We start from the raw sequence: 19,621 nt of genomic DNA, 5'->3' as shown, positions 1-19,621 counted from the left end.
AGACCAACAAATTTTGTTTTCATAAATTTGAATTCGTTAGTTAGTTAATATTTAATTAATTGATCGACACACAGGGATGGACGTTTAAATTGTCCAAGTCTAAGCTCCATCCCTTTTTTATTCTACCATAATAGTTTTTCCTTTAGTTGTAAATTTTGCTTCGTTCGTATTTTCTATAATTGAAAGAATGTTTTCCAAATCTTGATTTCGGTTAAAAACACCATTAAAAGTGACGTCTTCAACCCCTTGGTTAATTATGTCCACATCTACATCATACCATCTTGATAACACGGTCATAATATCTTTTAAGGCCATGTTCTTAAAGCTGAAAAGTCCATTTTTCCATGAAATGGTATTGTAAACATCTGCCTGTGATATGCTTATTTGATTGGTACCTTTCTCTAGTCTAGATTGGTAGCCTGGGCTTAGGTTACTTATATTTTCGCCATTCCTTACGGCCACTTTCCCATGGACCAAGGTGGTTTCTATAAAAGAATCCTCTTTGAAAGCCTTAATATTAAATTCTGTACCCAAAACATCCACTTCTTGTTCTTGGCTGGCCACCAGAAAATGCGTTCCATTATGGTGGGTGCTTGGAGAAACCTCAAAATAGGCCTCGCCATAAACCAATTCAACCTTTCTTGGCTGATCTGGGGAAAAACTGACTGGATACCGCAATTCAGAATCTGAATTGAGCCAAACTTTAGTATTGTCGGATAACGTAATAAAGAACTGACCACCCCTTGGAATGGTCAAGGTGTTATATACTATAGTTTTTGATGAAGTCTCAGCTTTATTGGTGTAAACGAGTTCTTGACCGTTACTGGTAAGGGCCTGGGTACTGAATGCTTTGCCTTTTTCAAGGGGTACTTTGGTGCCATCTTCCAAGGTAAGTGTGGCCTTATCGGTACCAATTTCAATTACCTCATTGACGATATTGGTCGTAGGTTCGGCTATAGGATCTTGGTTTGTGAGCAAAAAAGGTAGGCTTAGCAATGCCAATAAAACAGCTGCCGCTGTGTATTTCCATACTATGGAGAGACTTTTGCGGGGGCGGATTTTCGAATTAATCTGTTCCCACCCTTTCTGTATATCAACAATATTTGGTGATTTTGAATAGCTTTCGCGAACTTTTTCGAAGTAAGATTTATGGGTGTTGGATTCGGAAATCCAAGCTTTAAAAATCTGTTCTTCCTCTTGGGTGAGCGTGCTATTTAGTTTCTTTAGAATTAACTTAAATTCCATTTTTAATTTGACTTTCTATTACATAGACAATCAAATTGGCAAAATGGGTGACAAAAAAATAACAAAAATTTAAAAAGAGGGTTCGATAAAAGCGAAAACCGCAATGATGTTGGTCTTATTGTAATGCTAAAAGTGAAAGAATAAGAGCCATTTGCTGGGTAATTTTCAACTTGGCTCTTTTAAGTTGGGTTTTTACGGTATTTACGGAAATCCCCAATTCTTCGGCAATATCCACGTACTTGTAATTTTCAATAAAACGCATCTTCACAATTTGCTGCATTTTGGTGGGCAAACCCTCCACAATCTTTAGAAGTTGGTGATGGATGACTTTTAAATCCTCACTAGAAAAAACATCTAAATTGTATTCGTCACTAAGCATGGATTGCATGTCCAAAACATTGGCATCGTCTGTGATTTTTATAGATTTCAAAAAGTTGAGACAACGGTTCCTTACCATGGCATATAGATACCCTTTTAAAGAACTTTTGATTTCGAGGGAATTGGACTTTTCCCATAAATGGATAAAAACCTCTTGTACAATATCTTCACTCCAACCTTGATCAAAAAGATAGCTATTGGCGTAATGGACCAATTCCGCATAAGTGTCTTCAAAGAACTTTTTGTAGACAAATTGGTTTTGGTTCCGTATTTCCTGTATAATTGAATTAGAGTCCAAGTTGGTTGTGCTAAAAGACCTAATAAAACACGTTTCTATACCGGTTTGGCATAAATTGTCCAGCTATTCCAAATCGCTCTGGGGTATTATCTTACAATGGATGCCCAAGATGAAACCAGCTGGGATTAAAATTATGAATTAACGAAAATTTTACCTCCCAACAGATGTTAAAATGGTTTTTTTTGTACATTGCATCCGTCCAAAATAGCAACATTCTTTTCCTTTTGTTGTGATTTACAATGTCGTTCGTATAGCTTGAAAGAGGTATAAATCCTTTAATTAAAGACCATAGGAAAGCACACTTATGGCACTGAGCTTATGGACAAATTCATCTTTTCATTTTTTGTATTGATTGCCCTGCTTTATGGCTGCAAAGAAGAGGGGCCTATAAACAGTTCCACTAACCAGGCAACTCATATTTCCAATTTTGTAAACACCTTGGATTATACCGGGGCACCCAAACACCCACGGGATAGGGACAAGCTTGTTTTTTCGGACCAAGGGGCTTGGTTTGGATATGGTTTGCCCAAGGATGGGAAGGGTGGAAGTTTTAGTGGCCCTTTCTTAATGACCCAGGAAAATGGAGTTTGGTTAAGCCCCAACCTCGTTCAACTAAAACTAATTTGGGATGATAACGACCAGGTTGCAATGGATTGGAAATCGTCCCTGATTTCCCAACACAGCTTTTCCAGCCATTTGGAGCAAATTTTTGAAAATTCAAGCTTGGGAGTGAAACAGGAACTTGTTTTTATGTCTGGGCATACCGCCTTGCAACGCACCACAATAACCAATAGGATGGATAAGGCCATTGCCCTAAACCTTGAATATTCAGGGGTGGTCTTTAAATTGGGCATGCAACTATCCAGCAGGAACAACACCATTCAGCTTAATTCCAAAAAGAGCGATGCTGTAGGGTATTTGCAATTTTTGGATGGAGTCGATGGCATTCTTTTGGAAGATAGTCTCTCGTACAAGGCTAGAAAATCTGCCATAACCATTCCTCCCAATTCATCAAGAGAATTTTTGGTGTCACAATCCTTTATTTTTCCAGAGTATGCTTGGGATACCGAAAAAGATGCGATTCATAAAATGGACTTTGATACCCTGTTACATGCACGCCAAATGGAAAAAGATCAGGAGTTGGCTGCAGTTCAATCAAAAGCTGCTGTTAAATTTAAAGATAGTGCGTATGCAGTGGTTCTTGCCAAAGCCCAATTGACCTTACAGAATAATTGGAGAATTGCGGCAGGTGAATTAAAGCACCAAGGATTGTTTCCAAGTTATCACTATGAGTGGTTTCACGGATTTTGGTCTTGGGATTCATGGAAGCACGCAGCTGGATTATCCTTGTATGCCCTAGAATTGGCCAAAGACCAAATTAGGGCCATGTTCGATTTTCAATTGGAGAATGGCTTCATTGTGGATTGCGTTTACCGTGACACTTCCATAGAACCCCACAACTTTCGAGATACTAAACCTCCCCTGGCGACATGGGCTGTAGCCAAGATCACACAAATGGATTCAGACACCAGTTTTGTCAAGGAAATGTATCCGAAACTAAAAAAATACCATGAATGGTGGTACAAGGACCGGGATCATGATCAAGATGGTCTATGTGAGTATGGTTCCACTGATGGGACCCTGATTGCGGCCAAATGGGAAAGTGGGATGGACAATGCCATTCGCTTTGATCATTCCAAGATTTTAAAAAATTCAGAAGGGGCATATTCCTTAGATCAAGAAAGTGTTGACCTCAATGCCTACTTATATGCTGAAAAAATATATTTGGGAAGCTTGGCGCAGGTATTAAATTTGAAGGATGAAGCCCGACATTGGAGGATGGAAGCGGAACATTTGAAACAACGCATTCAAATGCAATTCTATGATGAGGATGATGGGTGGTTCTACGACACCAATCTAAGTGGGGATCAATTTGTAAAGGGAGCCGGAAGCGAGGGATGGATTCCCCTCTGGGCAAAAGTGGCCACCAGCCAGCAGGCAGAAGCAGTAAAGAACCAGATGTTGGACCCAAAAAAGTTTTATGTGAAAGTTCCATTTCAGACCATGGCTGCGGACCATCCCTTGTTCAATCCCCTAAATGGCTATTGGCGAGGTCCAAATTGGTTGGATCAGGCCTATTTTGGAATTAAGGGGTTAAGAAACTACGGGTTTACCAGAGAGGCCGATGAGGTTACCGAAAAACTTTTACAGGGGGCTGAGGGACTTATGGAAAAGGGTGAACCTATTTACGAGAATTATCATCCCTTAACGGGAAAGGGACTTTACGCCAAAAATTTCAGTTGGAGTGCAGCCCACATAATTTTGCTACTGACAAACCACGAATAATACATGGAATACGAGAAGTTGAAGATATCAACGGAAGAGGCAGGAAAGCTGGCCCTAAGCTTGTTTAATGTTCAAGGAGAGGTCTTCCCGTTACCTGGGGAAATTGATTTCAACTTTAGGGTCAAGGTGCCGGATGGTGATGGTTATATCCTTAAGGTTTCAAGAGTTGGCGAGGACGTTGGGTACTTGGAGTACCAGCAAAAATTACTGCAATACGTTGCAGCGCAAGAAAGTAATCTTGTTTCGCCCTTGGTCGTCAAAGATGTACATGGAAATGAAGTTTCTGAGTACAGGGATTCCTCGGGTAACCTTAGAAAAGTAAGATTGCTGACATGGATTCCTGGTCGATTGTGGAGTGGTGTAAACCCACAACTCGATAGCCTCCGATTTAGTTTGGGAGAGCAATGCGGTCGATTGACACACGCCCTGCAAGGCTTTGACCATCCTATGGCGCATAGGGAATTTGAATGGGACGTGGCCCAAGCGCTTTGGACAAAGGACCATTTGAACCTGTTTGAAGATGACGAAAAAGAGATTCTTTCGCACTTTATTGATGCCTTCCAAAATAACCAAGATTCCTATTCCAAACTGCGGAAGTCCGTTGTGCACAACGACGCGAACGACAACAACATTATTGTAACCGAGGAATTGGCGGAGCCACAGGTAAGGGCATTTATAGATTATGGTGATGCTATTTACACCCAAACCATTAATGATTTGGCCGTAGCAAGTGCCTATGCCATCATGCATCATAATGACCCGCTTGAGGCTGCATTACCCATAGCCGCAGGTTACCATAAATCTTTCCCTCTTTTGGAGGAGGAATTGGAACATTTGTACCATGCCATTGCCATGCGCTTGGTGATTTCCGTTACCAAATCTGCACTAAACAAAATCAAGGAACCGGATAATACGTATTTGCTGGTCAGTGAAAAACCTGCATGGGAAGTGCTTAAAAAGTGGTGCCAGATTCATCCTGACTTCGCTTACTTCTCATTCAGAAAAGCATGTGGATTTACTTCCCATCCCAAAGAAAATGAGTTTGGGCAGTGGGCTAAGGGGCTTCAGTTTTCTTTAAGGGAGTTGTTTCCCACTGTTGATGCCGATGACGTGCTTCCCATCGACTTAAGTGTCTCCAGCGAGTGGGTAGGACATCAGGAAGAATTCAATGACTTGGATTTTCTGCAGTTTAGATTGGGGCAACTCCAAAAAGAGCACCCCAATAAGATAATTGCTGGAGGTTATTTGGAGCCACGGGCTTTGTACGGAACGTCCTCTTATGACAAAATGGGAAATAGTGGTCGTGAGAGCCGAACCGTGCATCTAGGAGTGGATTTTTGGCTGCCTGCCAACACTCCTGTCCATAACCTGTTTGATGGGGAGGTAGTTACAGCTGTAAATGACGCTGGAGACAAGGAATATGGAGGGTTGGTTATATTAAAGCACCAACTAAACAACTTAGAGTTCTATACGTTATACGGGCATATGACCGTGGCCAGTGCCACTAAGAACAAGGTAGGGGACACGCTAAAAAAAGGAGATTGTATTGGTCTTTTGGGCAATTATCCAGAAAATGGGAATTGGGCTCCACATCTCCATTTTCAGTTAATGCTGTCCTTACTGGGCTATGAAAATGACTTCCCTGGAGTGGCTTATTACAACCAGTTGGATGTTTGGAAGGGTCTTTGCCCAGACCCTAATCTTTTGTTCAAGAATGCAAAACTGCAACCTTCCCAAACCAAGACCAATAATGCATTGGTGGACTATCGGAAAAAACACTTGGGAAAAAGTTTGAGTCTACAATATAAGGTGCCTATCAAAATGGTTCGTGGGGCGGGACAGTATTTAATGGATCAAAACGGGAGAAAGTATTTGGATACTGTAAACAATGTGGCTCATGTGGGGCATGAGAACTATGCCGTGGTCAAGGCTGGGCAGAAACAAATGGCTTTGCTCAATACCAATTCCCGCTATTTACATGAAAATATCAACACCTTGGCAGAGGAGCTACTAGAAACCTTGCCCCCGGAACTTTCGGTATTGCATTTTGTGAATTCGGGAAGTGAGGCCAACGAATTGGCTATTCGCATGGTAAAGGCGGCTACAGGGCAAAGGGATATTATAGCTTCAGAAGTTGGATACCACGGTAATTCCAATATGTGTGTGGACATCAGCTCTTATAAATTTGACGGAAAAGGGGGTTCTGGAGCACCAGAACATACCCATATCTTCCCATTGCCTGACGCATTTCGCGGAAAATATAGAGGTGAGGACTCGGGTGAAAAATATGCGGATGAGATACTTCCCCTCATTGAACGGATAACCTCCAAAGGAAGAGGCGTTGGGGCATTGATTTTGGAGTCGATTATCAGTTGTGGAGGTCAAATAGAGCTGCCAGAGGGATTTTTGGCGAGGGCTTACGAACATGTTCGAAAAGCTGGAGGCTTGTGCATTGCGGATGAGGTTCAGGTGGGTTGCGGACGTGTTGGAAAGACCTTTTGGGGTTTTCAACTGCATAATGTGGTGCCGGACATTGTTACTATTGGAAAGCCTTTGGGCAACGGGCATCCCTTGGCGGCGGTTGCCTGCACACAAGAGGTGGCTGAAAAATTTGCCAATGGGATGGAATACTTCAACACCTTTGGTGGCAACCCCGTTTCCTGCGCCATTGGAACCGAGGTGTTACGAACGGTAAAGCGCGAAAAACTTCAGGAGAATGCCTTTGAGGTGGGAGAATTCCTTAAACAAAAGCTGCAAGAATTGGCTCAGGATTATCCTGTTATTGGAGATGTAAGGGGGCAAGGGCTTTTTCTTGGAATTGAACTTGTTGACGAAGCCTTGAATCCCTTGGGTGATAAAGCGGATTATTTGGCCAACAGAATGAAAGACCATGGTATTCTCATGAGTACGGATGGCCCGGACAACAACGTTCTAAAAATTAAACCTCCTATGGTTTTTTCCATGGAAAATGCTGAAGAATTGGTGCTGCATTTGGGCAAAATTCTGGCTGAGGATTTCATGCAACTTAAATGACAAACAAGATGAAACGAGTTTCTATAGGATGTATAACCTTGGTTTGCCTACTTGGGTGCTCAAGGCCACAACTTCCAGAAGTACCCGAGCAAACGTATCACTTCAACCATCATATTTTTGAAGAAAACAAATTGTCGCCGAGAGCTACGTTCTTTGCCCTGGAATCTTTTGACATCGATTCAAAGGAGAACTCCAAAAGGTTTCTAAGCCTGAATGGCGAATGGGAGTTCCATTTTGTAAAAGACCCCAAAGAGCGCCCTATAACATTTCAAAACAGGGAATACAATGACGGTGATTGGGGTACTATCCCTGTCCCGGCCAATTGGGAGGTGGAAGGGTATGATTTTCCCATTTATTTGGATGAGCGATATCCATTTGATACGCATTGGCCCAATGTCCCGACAGATTACAATCCTGTGGGGACCTACCGCAAAGAAATTGAGTTGACTGAAGATTTTTTAAAGGAGCAGGTAATCCTTCATTTTGAGGGAGCAAAATCTGCCATGTATGTGTATATCAATGGCAGTTACGTGGGATATTCCGAGGGAAGCAAAACTCCAGCGGAATTTAATATCACCCCATACCTTACTGCAGGAAAAAACCTGATAGCATTGCAAATGTTTCGGTGGAGCGATGCCAGCTATTTGGAGAGCCAGGATATGCTTCGGATGAGCGGTATTGAACGTGGGGTTTACCTCTACACCCGCCCTAAAGTGTATATCTCTGATCATTATTCCTATACCAACTTGGATGATCAGTATTCGGACGGAATTTATGAAGAGACCGTTTATGTGGATAACGAATCAAATGAACAAGTTGTAGGTAAGATTACGGTAGAACTTTTGGATAATGAAAAATTGGTCTTCTCAAAAACCTCTAAAATAAACCTAGCTCCCAAGGCCGTTGAATCGATTCATGTCAATGATCTACTTGAAAATGTCAAACATTGGTCCGCTGAGAACCCCAATTTATATAGATTGAAAATTGCACTGGAAGATTCCATCAACCCAGAAAACAACCAATACATTAGGGGATATGTTGGTTTTAAACGGGTGGAGATTAAAAACAGCCAAGTTTTGATCAATGGTAGGCCCATTTATATCAAAGGGGTAGATCGCCATGAAACAGATCCGTTTACGGGGCATGTGGTTTCAAGGGAGTCTATGGAGTTGGACATAAAGCTGATGAAACAGAACAACATCAATGCGGTCAGAAGTTCGCATTATCCCAATGACCCCTATTGGCTTGATCTCTGCGACCAATACGGCCTTTATGTGGTGGACGAAGCCAATATTGAGAGCCATCCTTTGGCCATTGACGAAAAAACACAGATTGGGAATGAAATGGAATGGCTTCCTGCACATATGTCCCGCACCCAGCGCATGTACTATAGGGATAGAAATCATCCCAGTATATATTCATGGTCTTTAGGGAATGAGGCTGGGGAGGGAGAAATTTTTAGAATTACTTACCAATGGCTCAAGGAGGAGGATGACAATAGCATTGTGCAATATGAACCTGCCGGAAAGGAAGATTACACCGATTTATATTGCCCCATGTATCCCAAACCCGAATATCTAATAGCGCATGGTGAATCCAATTCGGACAAACCTTCCATCATGATTGAATATGCCCATGCCATGGGAAATTCGGTTGGAAACCTTCAGGATTATTGGGACATCATTGAAAAATATCCCAACCTTCAGGGAGGGTATATCTGGGATTGGGTCGATCAAAGTCTGGAGTACAAGGATGAGGAAGGAAATCCGTATTTGGCTTATGGGCACGATTACCATGCCGACTTGCCCACAGATGGTAATTTTTTAAATAATGGGTTGGTTGATCCCTATAGAAATCCGCACCCGCACCTAACCGAGGTAAAAAAGGTATACCAACCCGCAGCTTTTAACTATTTGGGGAACAGAATTGTTGAAGTGGTCAACAAGAATTTCTTTACGGATTTTTCCCAAATGCAATTTAAAGCCAAGCTATTGGTTGATGGTGTGGTAGCGGAGGTACAAGAGGAGATTTCTTTGGATATAAAGCCTCAGCAGTCTGAAAAATTAAGAGTTGGGATAATTCCCCAAAACTTTGAAGCTGGCAAGGAATATATTTTGGAAATAGGGATGTTCCAAAAAGAAGGAACAGCAATGATTCCGCAAGGCTATGAAATCGCTTGGGGTCAATTTATCTTGCAAAAGGGAAGTTTTAAAATGGAAAAACAACCCATGGGAGATACAATTAGTATTGATTTGACCGATGGGGTTTTCAGCTTGGAAAATGACATTGCCCAGCTTAATATTGATGAAAAAACAGGAGAATTATTGTCTTGGAAATATCAAGGTCAAATCATAACCCAACAGCCAATAAAACCCAACTTTTGGCGCCCGCCTACAGATAACGATTTGGGCAATGGGATGGACAAGTGGGCCAGAATATGGCAAGACGCCACGTATAACAACAGCTCAAAACTGATGAGTCAACCAAAGCTTGAAAAAAGTGGGGAGGTCGGGTTCAAAGTAGGTTATGCGTTACCCAATGAAGAGGCCAAAGTGGAAATGGAATACTTGCTTCACCAGGATGGGGTTTTGAAAATCAGCTATAGCTTTGAGCCAAAGAAAGGAGAGCTTCCCAATATTCCCAGACTGGGGATATACCTTACCCTTCCCCAAGAGTTTGATGAAGTTTCCTGGTATGGGAACGGCCCCGAGGAGAGTTATTGGGATAGAAAAACTGGAGTTAAAGCAGGGGTTTATGCTGGAAAGATTGCCGATCAGTTTCATCGCTACCCTCGGCCGCAGGAAACCGGAAACAAAACGGATGTTCGCTGGATGACGGTTTCCTCTGACAAGCTTTCGGTAAAGGTACAGGGAGATGCCTTGCTTAATGCCAGTACGTGGCCCTTTGGGATGCGGGAATTGGATTTTAACGCTGATGAAGACGGGGCTGAATCGGCTTCGGGCTTGGTACCGGTAACCAAAAAACATGGTGCCGAGATCAAATTGGGCAACACCGTTCAATGGAACATCGATTTACTTCAGATGGGCGTAGGGGGTGAGAATTCGTGGGGTAGAATGGTCCAGGATCCTTATTTAATCAAGCCTTTGGCTAGATCCTATTCCATAACACTTACAACAAAACAAATGGAGTAGTTTCCATTACGTTTTTGGCAATAAAAAAACGAGCATTTACTTGGCTTTTCCAATATAGCGGAAAGGGTTTGATTTCTTGATCGTTGAATTGTAAGACCCTACTACAATTTATGTAGGTGATTTTCAAATTTTCCACTCAATTTGGTCATCCTCGTAGTTGAACGAAATTAATTAGCACTTCACCCAATTTAAAAATGGATAGGTTGGTTGTTGTGATGCATTGTTTATTTTCATCGCAAGATTCCCAATCTTAACTACCTTAAACTTGTTTGCTTAGCTAGGTCATCAATTACGAATAAGCGACCAGTTAACAAAAATGAAACCGTCCCAGATCGTTTCTTTTTTCATAGACTTTTTTTGGTCTATGCATAAGAATTTTTTCACCCCTTTTGCACCAAAAACATCTTGCAAAAGAGTTTCAGTCACATGTACTAATTCCAAAGGTCTAGTTATCCAAAACCAACTTGGATTGCTTGGTTTTTGCCTAAACCGATATTTTCCTAATCATTAACCCCTGAAATTATTTAACAATTGAAAAAAATTACTTTACTCTCTTTATTTTTTATACTAGTAGCAGGTAATACAATAACTGCGCAAACAGGTGGGACTCCACGACCCTTTATCACCACTTGGAAAACGGATAACCTTGGTGTTTCCGACGATAATACGATATCTATACCTACAAGACCTGGCTTTCTATATGACTATGCTATTGATTGGGGAGATGGCGATGTGGATACTAACGTAACGGGAAACATATCCCATACTTACGATGCTCCTGACACATACACTGTTTCCATTTCAGGTACTTTTCCTGGCATGATATTTAATAGTTACCCTGGTAATGAGGCAAATAGTGATGCTGCCAAACTTGTTGAAATAAACCAATGGGGAGATATTGAATGGCAAACCATGTTAGCCGCATTTGCGGGTTGTTCAAACCTGGACGTGTTTGCCAATGATGCTCCAGACCTTTCAAATGTTACATCACTATTTTCAACATTTTCCAACTGTAGTTCTTTAGTGGGTAATGATACCTTTAATATCTGGGATGTCAGCACTATAGAAGATTTCACTCAGACATTTTCTGAATGTTCTGAATTTAATGCCAATGTATCCGATTGGGATTTGAGCAGCGCTAGAACTGTAATTAACATGTTTTCAGGGGCATCAAAGTTCAATCAAGATATCAGCCGTTGGAATATTGGTAATATTACTGAGATGGATGGTTTTCTTAGCGGCACTTCCAAGTTCAATTTTGATCTCTCTAATTGGGATGTTAGTGGGGTTACTAGTATGTATCAAATGTTTGAATCATCTGCTTTTAACCAAGATATAGGTGGGTGGAATGTTTCAAACGTAACAAATATGGCCTTTATGTTCAGCGGTAACATGGCTTTCGACCAAGATATCAGTAATTGGAATACATCAAAGGTTGAGTCTATGAGAGCAATGTTCCAGAATGGTGTTTTTAATCAAGATATTTCAGATTGGGACGTTTCCAGTGTGAAAGACATGGGTTTTATGTTTGGGAACTCTAGAAAATTCAATCAAGATATAAGCTCATGGGATGTTTCAAATGTGGAAAACATGGAGTTTATGTTTGTTTTTACACTTGAGTTCAATCAGAGCCTGGGCGATTGGGATGTAGGTAAGGTCGCAAAAATGACCAGGATGTTAGAGAACTCCTCGCTTGCCAATGAAAATTATGACAAGACTTTGCTTGACTGGTCAACGCTCCCAAATATGCAAAGGAATGTGGTGCTAGATGCTCCAAGCAAACAATATTGCTTGGCCGAGGAGGCTCGTCAAAATATAATTGACACCTATGGCTGGACTATAAATGATGGTGGTAAAGCAACTGATTGTCAAAGACCCTTTGTTACCACATGGAAAACGGACAATGTTGGAATGTCCGATGACAACCAAATTACTATACCGACTTTTGCGGCCGAGACCTATAATTATACGGTGGATTGGGGCGATGGCACTTCAGACACCAATGTCACAGGTAATATTACACATACATATGCCGTGCCTGGTATCTATACGGTTTCAATCACAGGGCAGTTTCCTAGAATATTTTTTCAAACTTCTACGGATAAAGAAAAAATAATTGAGGTAAATCAATGGGGTGACCTTGAATGGAAATCAATGGAACAAGCTTTTATAAATTGTATAAAATTGGATGTTTTGGCTATTGACGCTCCAGATCTTTCCCAAACATCCCATCTTGGATCGATGTTTAATGGATGTTTTACTTTGATTGGAAACCCTTCTTTTAATACTTGGAATGTTGAAAATGTAACAAGAATGGACGGAGCATTTTCCAATAGTTCTTTCAACCAACCCATTGGTAATTGGGATGTAAGTAGCGTTACCAATATGACGAGCATGTTTTTTAGAAATCACCATTTTAATCAAAATATTAGTGATTGGAATGTAGGGAATTGCAGCAGCATGGCTGCAATGTTTGGTGAAGCAAGCTCATTTAATCAGCCAATTGGGAATTGGAACGTATCTAACGTAACCAATATGGGCAGTATGTTCGAAGATGCATTTGCATTTAATCAAGATTTAAGCAGTTGGGATGTCACTAAGGTTACGGATATGTCTCTTATGTTTTTTTATGCAACCTCCTTTAATCAAAATATTGGTAACTGGGATGTACGAAATTGTAGCAGAATGCTTCTTATGTTTGGTAATGCAACCTCCTTTAACCAAAATTTAGGAAGTTGGAATGTTGAAAGCGTAACTCAGATGATCAATATGTTTTTTAGGTCTGGTCTCAAGGATGACAATTATGACCAAATTCTAATAGGCTGGAGCCAATTGCCTTCTTTACAAAATGGTGTTCAATTGGACGCTCCCCAAAACCAGTATTGTGAAGCAAAAGAAGCCCGCCAAAGTATCATAGATACCTATGGATGGATTATCAATGATGGTGGTAGCGCAGAAACGGAATTCCCAATTGCGCTTTGCCGTGACATTACTGTAGTTCTTAATGATGAAGGGATTGCCACGATAACGGCTGCCGATATTGACAATGGATCCACTACTTATTGCGGTATTGAGAGTGTATCTGTTAACACTTCCAGTTTTACCTATGAGAATATTGGTCCCAATACGGTTACCCTAACAGTGACTCATGAAAATGGGAATACCGCTAGCTGTGATGCACAAGTAATGGTAGTAGGTGCACCCCTATGGATTGAGGATTTCAATGACCTTGCCCGTGGCACAACCGTGGACAATGGTTCCACAGCCTGGAGCGCTGTACGTGATGGAGGAGTGTTTGAGGCTTGGGATGGAAGGTTTCGGATCAACAATGCAGGTTCAGGCCCAGGTACCTGGACTTCTGAGATTATATCGATTAGTGGCATTGTGTCGGTCTCATTGGATGTCGACGATTCTGATCAAAAGAAAGAGCGAGCAGATTACGTACGAGCCCTCTACATTTTGGACGGTGGGACCCCTGTGGAGTTTGGGTTTGTTTCTGACGACATAGATCCACAGACCTTCACCGCAGACAATCTTGCGGGCAATACCCTGCAGATTATTATAGAATCTGAGGTCAGTGGCAACCCAGAAAATTATTATATCGACAATATTGCGGTAAGAAAAGCATCTGCAGGCGCTACTCCCTATATGCTAACTGTCAACAATGGAAGTGGTGATGGTAACTATGAAGCAGGTGAGGTAGTCAACATTGTGGCGGATGCTGCTCCTTCGGGCCAGCAGTTCGAGGCATGGACCGGGGACGTTGAGGCTGTCTCTGATATCAACAGTGCAACTACTACTTTGACAATGCCCTCCGCTAATGCCGAGATTACCGCCACTTATAGCACCATTCCTTCAGGCGGAACCATATGGCTAGAGGATTTCGAGGACCTTGTAAATGGTGCAACGGTGGACAATGGCTTAACGGCTTGGAACTCCACACGCGATAATGGGGTATTCGAAGTCTTAAATGGCAGGTTCCGCACAAATGGTTCGAGTTCTGGCCCAGGCACCTGGACTTCTGAAGTGATTTCAATAAGTGGTGCAGTATCAATTTCCATGGACGTTGACGATTCGGACCAGAAGAAAGAGCGGGCGGACTATCTTCGGGCCTATTATGTATTGGATGGTGGTTCACCAGTAATGTTTGGTTCGGTTTCAGACGATATAGACCCACAAGCCTTCACAGCAGAAAATCTTTCGGGCAATACCATTCAGATTATTGTTGAGTCAAAAGTCAGTGGTTCCCCTGAAAATTACTTTATCGATAATATAGCAGTATCTGGTTTTTCAACAAATTTAACTGCGCGGATTGGTGATAATACGGAAAGTATTACCCTTAAAAGTAGAAGTCCTTTTGAGATTAAATTATATCCGAATCCGGCAACAACCCAGGTAACCACCACTTTTGATGAGGCTGTTGAACTAATAGACATTAAGGTGTTTGATATGACAGGTCGCCTAGTTAAAGTTCATAGGGTAGCGGATCAAAAAGCGAAAGTGAATTATTCAATGGATGTGAATGAACTACCAACTGGTACTTACTTTATTCTAATGGAAGATACCAAGGGGAAGCAATTTCGTAAGCAAATGGTCATTGGAAATTAATCCAATACCAACTTAAGGTAGAAGTCCTTCGATCATAGATAGATTGAAGGACTTTTCTTTTGGAGAAATCTGTACGCTTCTCCTGTCCGTTTCTAGCCCATAAAAAAAGTTACAACCTTCAATAGATCATGACTTTTCTAGTAGCGGGAACAGGACTCGAACCTGTGACCTTCGGGTTATGAGCTCCCCAACGGGATCCAAAACCCGGTCTTTTTCCGTCAATTTTATCCAAAAAAGTGTACGGTTTTACAGAATGAACCGTCTAGTATGTAGTTCTTTCAAGACTAATATTGTTTATTTTATGCTCTGAAAGATAGGACTCCAAGTCATCCGCCAAATCTGAGGCTTTCTTGAATTCTTTTGGTGTTTTTCCAAATTGGTTTTTAAAACTCTTGGAAAAATACTTTGGATCATTAAAACCTACCAAATGAGCTACCTCCGAAATGGGATATCCAAACTTGGTTAAAAGAATGGCTGCTTTATTTAGTCGTATTCTCCTGATAAAATCAATAACTGTCAATCCAGTTATGTTCAAACATTTTCTATACAAACTTGAATAGCTCATGTTTAGGGACTCCGCCAACTGTTGAATTTTAAAATCTGGGTCGTCCATGTTATGGTTGATTTTATCTACGAAACTTGCCAAAAAGATTTCGTCCTGCGACCTATTTTCAGCAACCTGGGGTCGATTAATGAGTTCTTTCCGATATTTTGAGATAATATGTTCTTTGGACAATAGAAGGTTGTTGACCTTTAGAATTAGTTCATTGGTGTTGAACGGTTTGTTGATGAATTCTACAGCCCCGGTTTTGAGTCCTTCTATTTTTGCCTTTGTGGAATTCTTGGCTGTCAACAAAACTATGGGGATATGCTTTGTCAGGTTATTTTTATTGAGTTCACTGCACATTTGGATTCCATCCATCCGCGGCATCATAATATCACTGATGATTAGATCTGGAATATTGTTTTTTGCAAGGTAAAACCCCTCTTCCCCATTGTCCGCCAATAATATGTTATACTGGGTCGATAGTAGGTTCTTTAAAAACTGTTGGAGCTCAAAATTGTCTTCCACAATTAAAATACTCTTCTCCTTGTGGTTTACTGGCCCATTTTTTGGCTGCTGAGGTTGTTTTTGAAATTTCGGCGCAATGCCTTCATCTTCCAGTGCCATTTTTTCCTGGTCGACATAGAACTCTTCCAGGATTGGGATTTTTACCGTAAAGGTGGTACCCTCATTGGCAACACTATTCACCTTGATTTTTCCTCTGTGTAAGGTGACCAGTTCTTTGGTAAGTGCCAACCCTATTCCAGTTCCACGTGCTTTTTTATTGGAATCCGATCTGTAAAAGAGCTTAAAGATTTTGTCGAGTTCATTTTTCTGAATTCCCTGCCCTGAATCGGAGACGGAAATCTTTATATAGCTTTTTTTGCTGATTGGGGATACGGAAAGTTGCACATTTCCCTCCGTAGGAGTATACTTAAATGCATTGGATAATAGGTTGTAGAGAATATGTTCTATTTTCTCTTTGTCATACCAAGCGTTGTTTAGATTTTTTGGGCAACTAATGGAAAAATCAATTTGCTTATTCCGGGCAATTTCCTTGAACGACATGCAGATGTGGTTGATGTCGGAATGCAAATTGTTTTTACTAACTAGCAAACTTAATTTATTGGTCTCCTTGTTCCTTAAAAGAGTTAGCTCGCGTGCAATTCTGCTTAGCCTTTTGGCATTGTTGGAAATTATATTTAACCTTTCTTTTAAAAGCATGTTGCCATTGAGCTCCGCCCGTTTTAGCATATCTTCTATAGGCCCAAGGATAAGTGTTATTGGAGTTTGGATCTCGTGTGACATTTTAGTGAAAAAATCCATCTTGGTGTTGTGCAAATCTTGCTCCTTGGCCCGTATGATTCTATGAATCAACAATTTTTTTCGAAGTCGGTACCATTTAACACAGCCAAAGGCTAGCAGCACAAAAAGGGTAATGTAGATTACATGGGCCAATGGTTTGTTCCAAAAAGGTTGGGCAATTGAAATGGCAATGGTTTTTCCAAAGTTCTTGGACAAATCATTCATTTCATGAACACGTATCTCCAGTGTGTATTTTCCCGGAGGTACATTAGTGTATGTGGCCAATCCTTCTGTATAGGTCTTTTTCCATTCACTGTCAAAACCTACCAATTTATAGGTGTAAAAATAGTTGGGATTCAAGATGTTATCGATTGCAGAAAATCGAACAGAAAAAGAAGATTGGTTGTAGTCAAGTTTCAAATTACTGAGATTAAAGACCTCGGACTTGATTTGATTTGGTAAGAGATCTTTGGCAGGCTTGTTCAACACTTGGATGTCATAAACCACCAACTTTGGGTTGGAAGGTTTTTTGATAAGTTCATGCGGATAGAAATAGGTGACCCCTGTTGTGCTGCCAAAGTACAGTTGACCGTCTTTTCCATTGTGCACACTGCTGGTCATAAAGCTCCCATCAGGCAATCCGTCTGATGAATAGTACATCTCCGTTGTCTGTCCCTTAAGGTCTAGATGTAAGATGGAGTTGTAGGTACTTGCCCAGATGTTGTCTTGGTCAACGCTGGTAACGGCGCTAAAACTTAAGTCTTTGATGGTGCCAAAATGTTCAAAGTTGCAATACTTTTCGGTTTCTGTATTGAAAGCCAGTAATTCCCGTTTTTCATTTATCATTAAAAGGGTCGAATCTGAAAGGTTGGAAAGAGAGAATACCCTTGGAATAATATCGTCTGGGCCTGTCTTGAAATTTTTAAAAGAGGAGAGACTCAGCTTTTCCTTGTTCTCTTGAAATTTAAATAGACCTCCTCCAGATTGCCCTAACCATACCACGCCATTTTTATCTTCAAGTATACTTTCCACAATCGTTCCTGATAGGCCGTTTTCATTGTTCCCAAAAGATGCCAAAAGTCTGTGGTCCGAAGTATAAATATTGAGTGATACATTTGAACCTACCCATAATCGCTTTTTGGAATCTCTATACAATACTCTAATATCGCTTGCAGTCTGTCCCTTGCTGTTTTCTACCTCTACACGCTTAAAGGTGCTTGAGGTAAGATCATGGTGCCATAGCCCGTTCCTGTAGGTGCCCAGCCAAAGGTTGGATTTTTCGTCTGCAACAATGGAGTGTACGTAAAAACTATTATTGGGGCCATTGAAGAACTGTTCCTTTGTTCCATCAGCAGCTATTTTGGTGAGCCCCATTCCATCAGTGCCTATCCAAAGTGTTTCGTCGCTGGTTTTTAACATGCACAATACCCGCATTGGAATATTGTTTTCAGAACCCGGGTGATATCTTATCTTGTCGTTGGCAATGGGAAGTACGTTGAGGGTGCCGTATTTGGTAACTGCCCAAATATTTTTATGGTCGTCCTCATTAATGTCCAATATGGTATTACTTTCAATGGATGAGGCCGTAAAGTACCTCTTTTTGAAAACTCTCACCACTCCGGTTTCGGAATCAACCTTATAAAGCCCACTACCATCTGTTCCGCCCCAAATATTGTCATTACTGTCCAAAAATAAATTGAGGAAGAGGGATGAGGTGATATCGTTGATGTCCCCCGTAAAAAAACTTTCTGATATGATCCGTTGTTTGGCAATATCGTATACATGCAGTCCATTGGCCTCTGTTCCAATCCATAATCTATTTTTTCTGTCCACTTCCAGCACGATCCCTCCTGGATAATCTGTAAAGGGGCCAATGATTTCCGTTTGTCTTCCAGATTGGATTGAATACTTATGGATTTTTCCTTTTGTGGTCCCTACATAGACATTGTCATTTTTATCGAACTCCAAGTCATTGACCATATTGTCGGCCATATTGATGTTAGGAATTGTGGTGATGCTATCAAGTACTTTGTTGTGGTATTTGTAGAGCGTCCCATTTTTGGTTGCTATCCAAACCTGCTTTCCATTGGGTTTAACCTCCCAAACAGATTCCCCAAGTTTAGGCTTAAAACCCTCAAACTGACCAAGGCCGGCATTGTATTTGGATAAAAGACCGCCTGAGGTAGTGATCCAAATGTTTTTGGATTCATCACTTGAAATACTTCTAATTCTATCATCTTGGCCCATCTGGGGGAAAATGCTCTTTCTTTTGATCACGGAATAGCTATAGCCATTGTAAATCAGAACTCCTAATGAAGATGACATCCATATATTGCCAAGGGAATCTTGGGCTATGCTGGTCACAAATAATGGTTTGTTATTGTGTGTAGGCACCAGTGATTTGAAGCTTCCTCCATCTTGCCCAATAACTTCTGTTCCTCCCCCTAGTAGAATGGCAAAGAGAAGAATACCACATTTTCTTTTCAACGATAGTGAAAAACTAGATTTCATTTGTCAGGACAAGATATCTAATAAATAGCAAATTTTGTTATTTCCACGGCAAAGGCAATGGTGTATTTCAATTAAAAAGGTGGAATATTTAGTCAGAATTGTGATCCCTTGTGTATGGCAGAAACTTATGCTGAACCAATCCCTTGGTCTTATCATTCTGTCTGGGGCTTTCTCGAGAAAAGAAAGATTAATGCTGCAAAC

At 41.1% G+C, this 19,621-nt stretch carries 7 protein-coding genes; 4 read left to right on the top strand and 3 right to left on the bottom strand.

Annotated features, from left to right (window positions below; translation table 11 throughout):
• Positions 1-117 precede the first annotated feature (117 nt).
• Together ACO6S0_RS14660 and ACO6S0_RS14655 are read right to left on the bottom strand one after the other, a co-directional pair.
• Positions 118-1,245, bottom strand: coding sequence for a FecR family protein (locus ACO6S0_RS14660; RefSeq protein ID WP_422349072.1), 1,128 nt, complete (start codon positions 1,243-1,245; stop codon positions 118-120).
• Positions 1,246-1,360: 115 nt separating this feature from the next.
• Positions 1,361-1,921 carry an RNA polymerase sigma-70 factor gene (locus ACO6S0_RS14655; RefSeq protein ID WP_422349071.1) on the bottom strand — a complete coding sequence of 187 codons (561 nt, stop codon included), beginning with the start codon at positions 1,919-1,921 and terminating at the stop codon, positions 1,361-1,363.
• A gap of 318 nt (positions 1,922-2,239) precedes the next feature.
• Here ACO6S0_RS14655 and ACO6S0_RS14650 point away from each other — a divergent pair, with 318 nt between their 5' ends.
• The 4 genes from ACO6S0_RS14650 to ACO6S0_RS14635 all read left to right on the top strand — a co-directional run bounded on the left by ACO6S0_RS14650 (position 2,240) and on the right by ACO6S0_RS14635 (position 15,060).
• A complete protein-coding gene (locus ACO6S0_RS14650) occupies positions 2,240-4,267 on the top strand; it encodes an MGH1-like glycoside hydrolase domain-containing protein (protein ID WP_422349070.1) in 2,028 nt (675 codons plus the stop codon).
• A 3-nt stretch (positions 4,268-4,270) separates the two neighbouring features.
• Positions 4,271-7,300 carry an aminotransferase class III-fold pyridoxal phosphate-dependent enzyme gene (locus ACO6S0_RS14645; protein ID WP_422349069.1) on the top strand — a complete coding sequence of 1,010 codons (3,030 nt, stop codon included), beginning with the start codon at positions 4,271-4,273 and terminating at the stop codon, positions 7,298-7,300.
• Positions 7,301-7,308: 8 nt separating this feature from the next.
• Entirely contained in the window at positions 7,309-10,452 is a 3,144-nt protein-coding gene (locus ACO6S0_RS14640; RefSeq protein WP_422349068.1) for a glycoside hydrolase family 2 TIM barrel-domain containing protein, read from the top strand.
• Between the two features lie 531 nt (positions 10,453-10,983).
• Positions 10,984-15,060, top strand: a complete 4,077-nt coding sequence (locus ACO6S0_RS14635) for a BspA family leucine-rich repeat surface protein (RefSeq protein ID WP_422349067.1) — start codon at positions 10,984-10,986, stop codon at positions 15,058-15,060.
• A 262-nt stretch (positions 15,061-15,322) separates the two neighbouring features.
• Here the strand turns inward: ACO6S0_RS14635 and ACO6S0_RS14630 are convergent, their stop codons facing one another.
• On the bottom strand, positions 15,323-19,396 hold the full coding sequence (locus ACO6S0_RS14630; protein WP_422349066.1) for an ATP-binding protein: 4,074 nt from the start codon (positions 19,394-19,396) through the stop codon (positions 15,323-15,325).
• Positions 19,397-19,621 lie beyond the last annotated feature (225 nt).

Origin of the sequence: Flagellimonas sp. (genome assembly GCF_965233845.1) — a bacterium.
Taxonomy (GTDB): domain Bacteria; phylum Bacteroidota; class Bacteroidia; order Flavobacteriales; family Flavobacteriaceae; genus Flagellimonas.
This window is presented reverse-complemented; position numbering and strand designations above follow the sequence as displayed.

Coding starts and splice junctions, on each gene's coding strand:
- ACO6S0_RS14660 (WP_422349072.1), bottom strand. CDS start 1,245: ATGGAATTTAAGTTAATTCTAAAGAAACTAAATAGCACGCTCACCCAA.
- ACO6S0_RS14650 (WP_422349070.1), top strand. CDS start 2,240: ATGGACAAATTCATCTTTTCATTTTTTGTATTGATTGCCCTGCTTTAT.
- ACO6S0_RS14645 (WP_422349069.1), top strand. CDS start 4,271: ATGGAATACGAGAAGTTGAAGATATCAACGGAAGAGGCAGGAAAGCTG.
- ACO6S0_RS14640 (WP_422349068.1), top strand. CDS start 7,309: ATGAAACGAGTTTCTATAGGATGTATAACCTTGGTTTGCCTACTTGGG.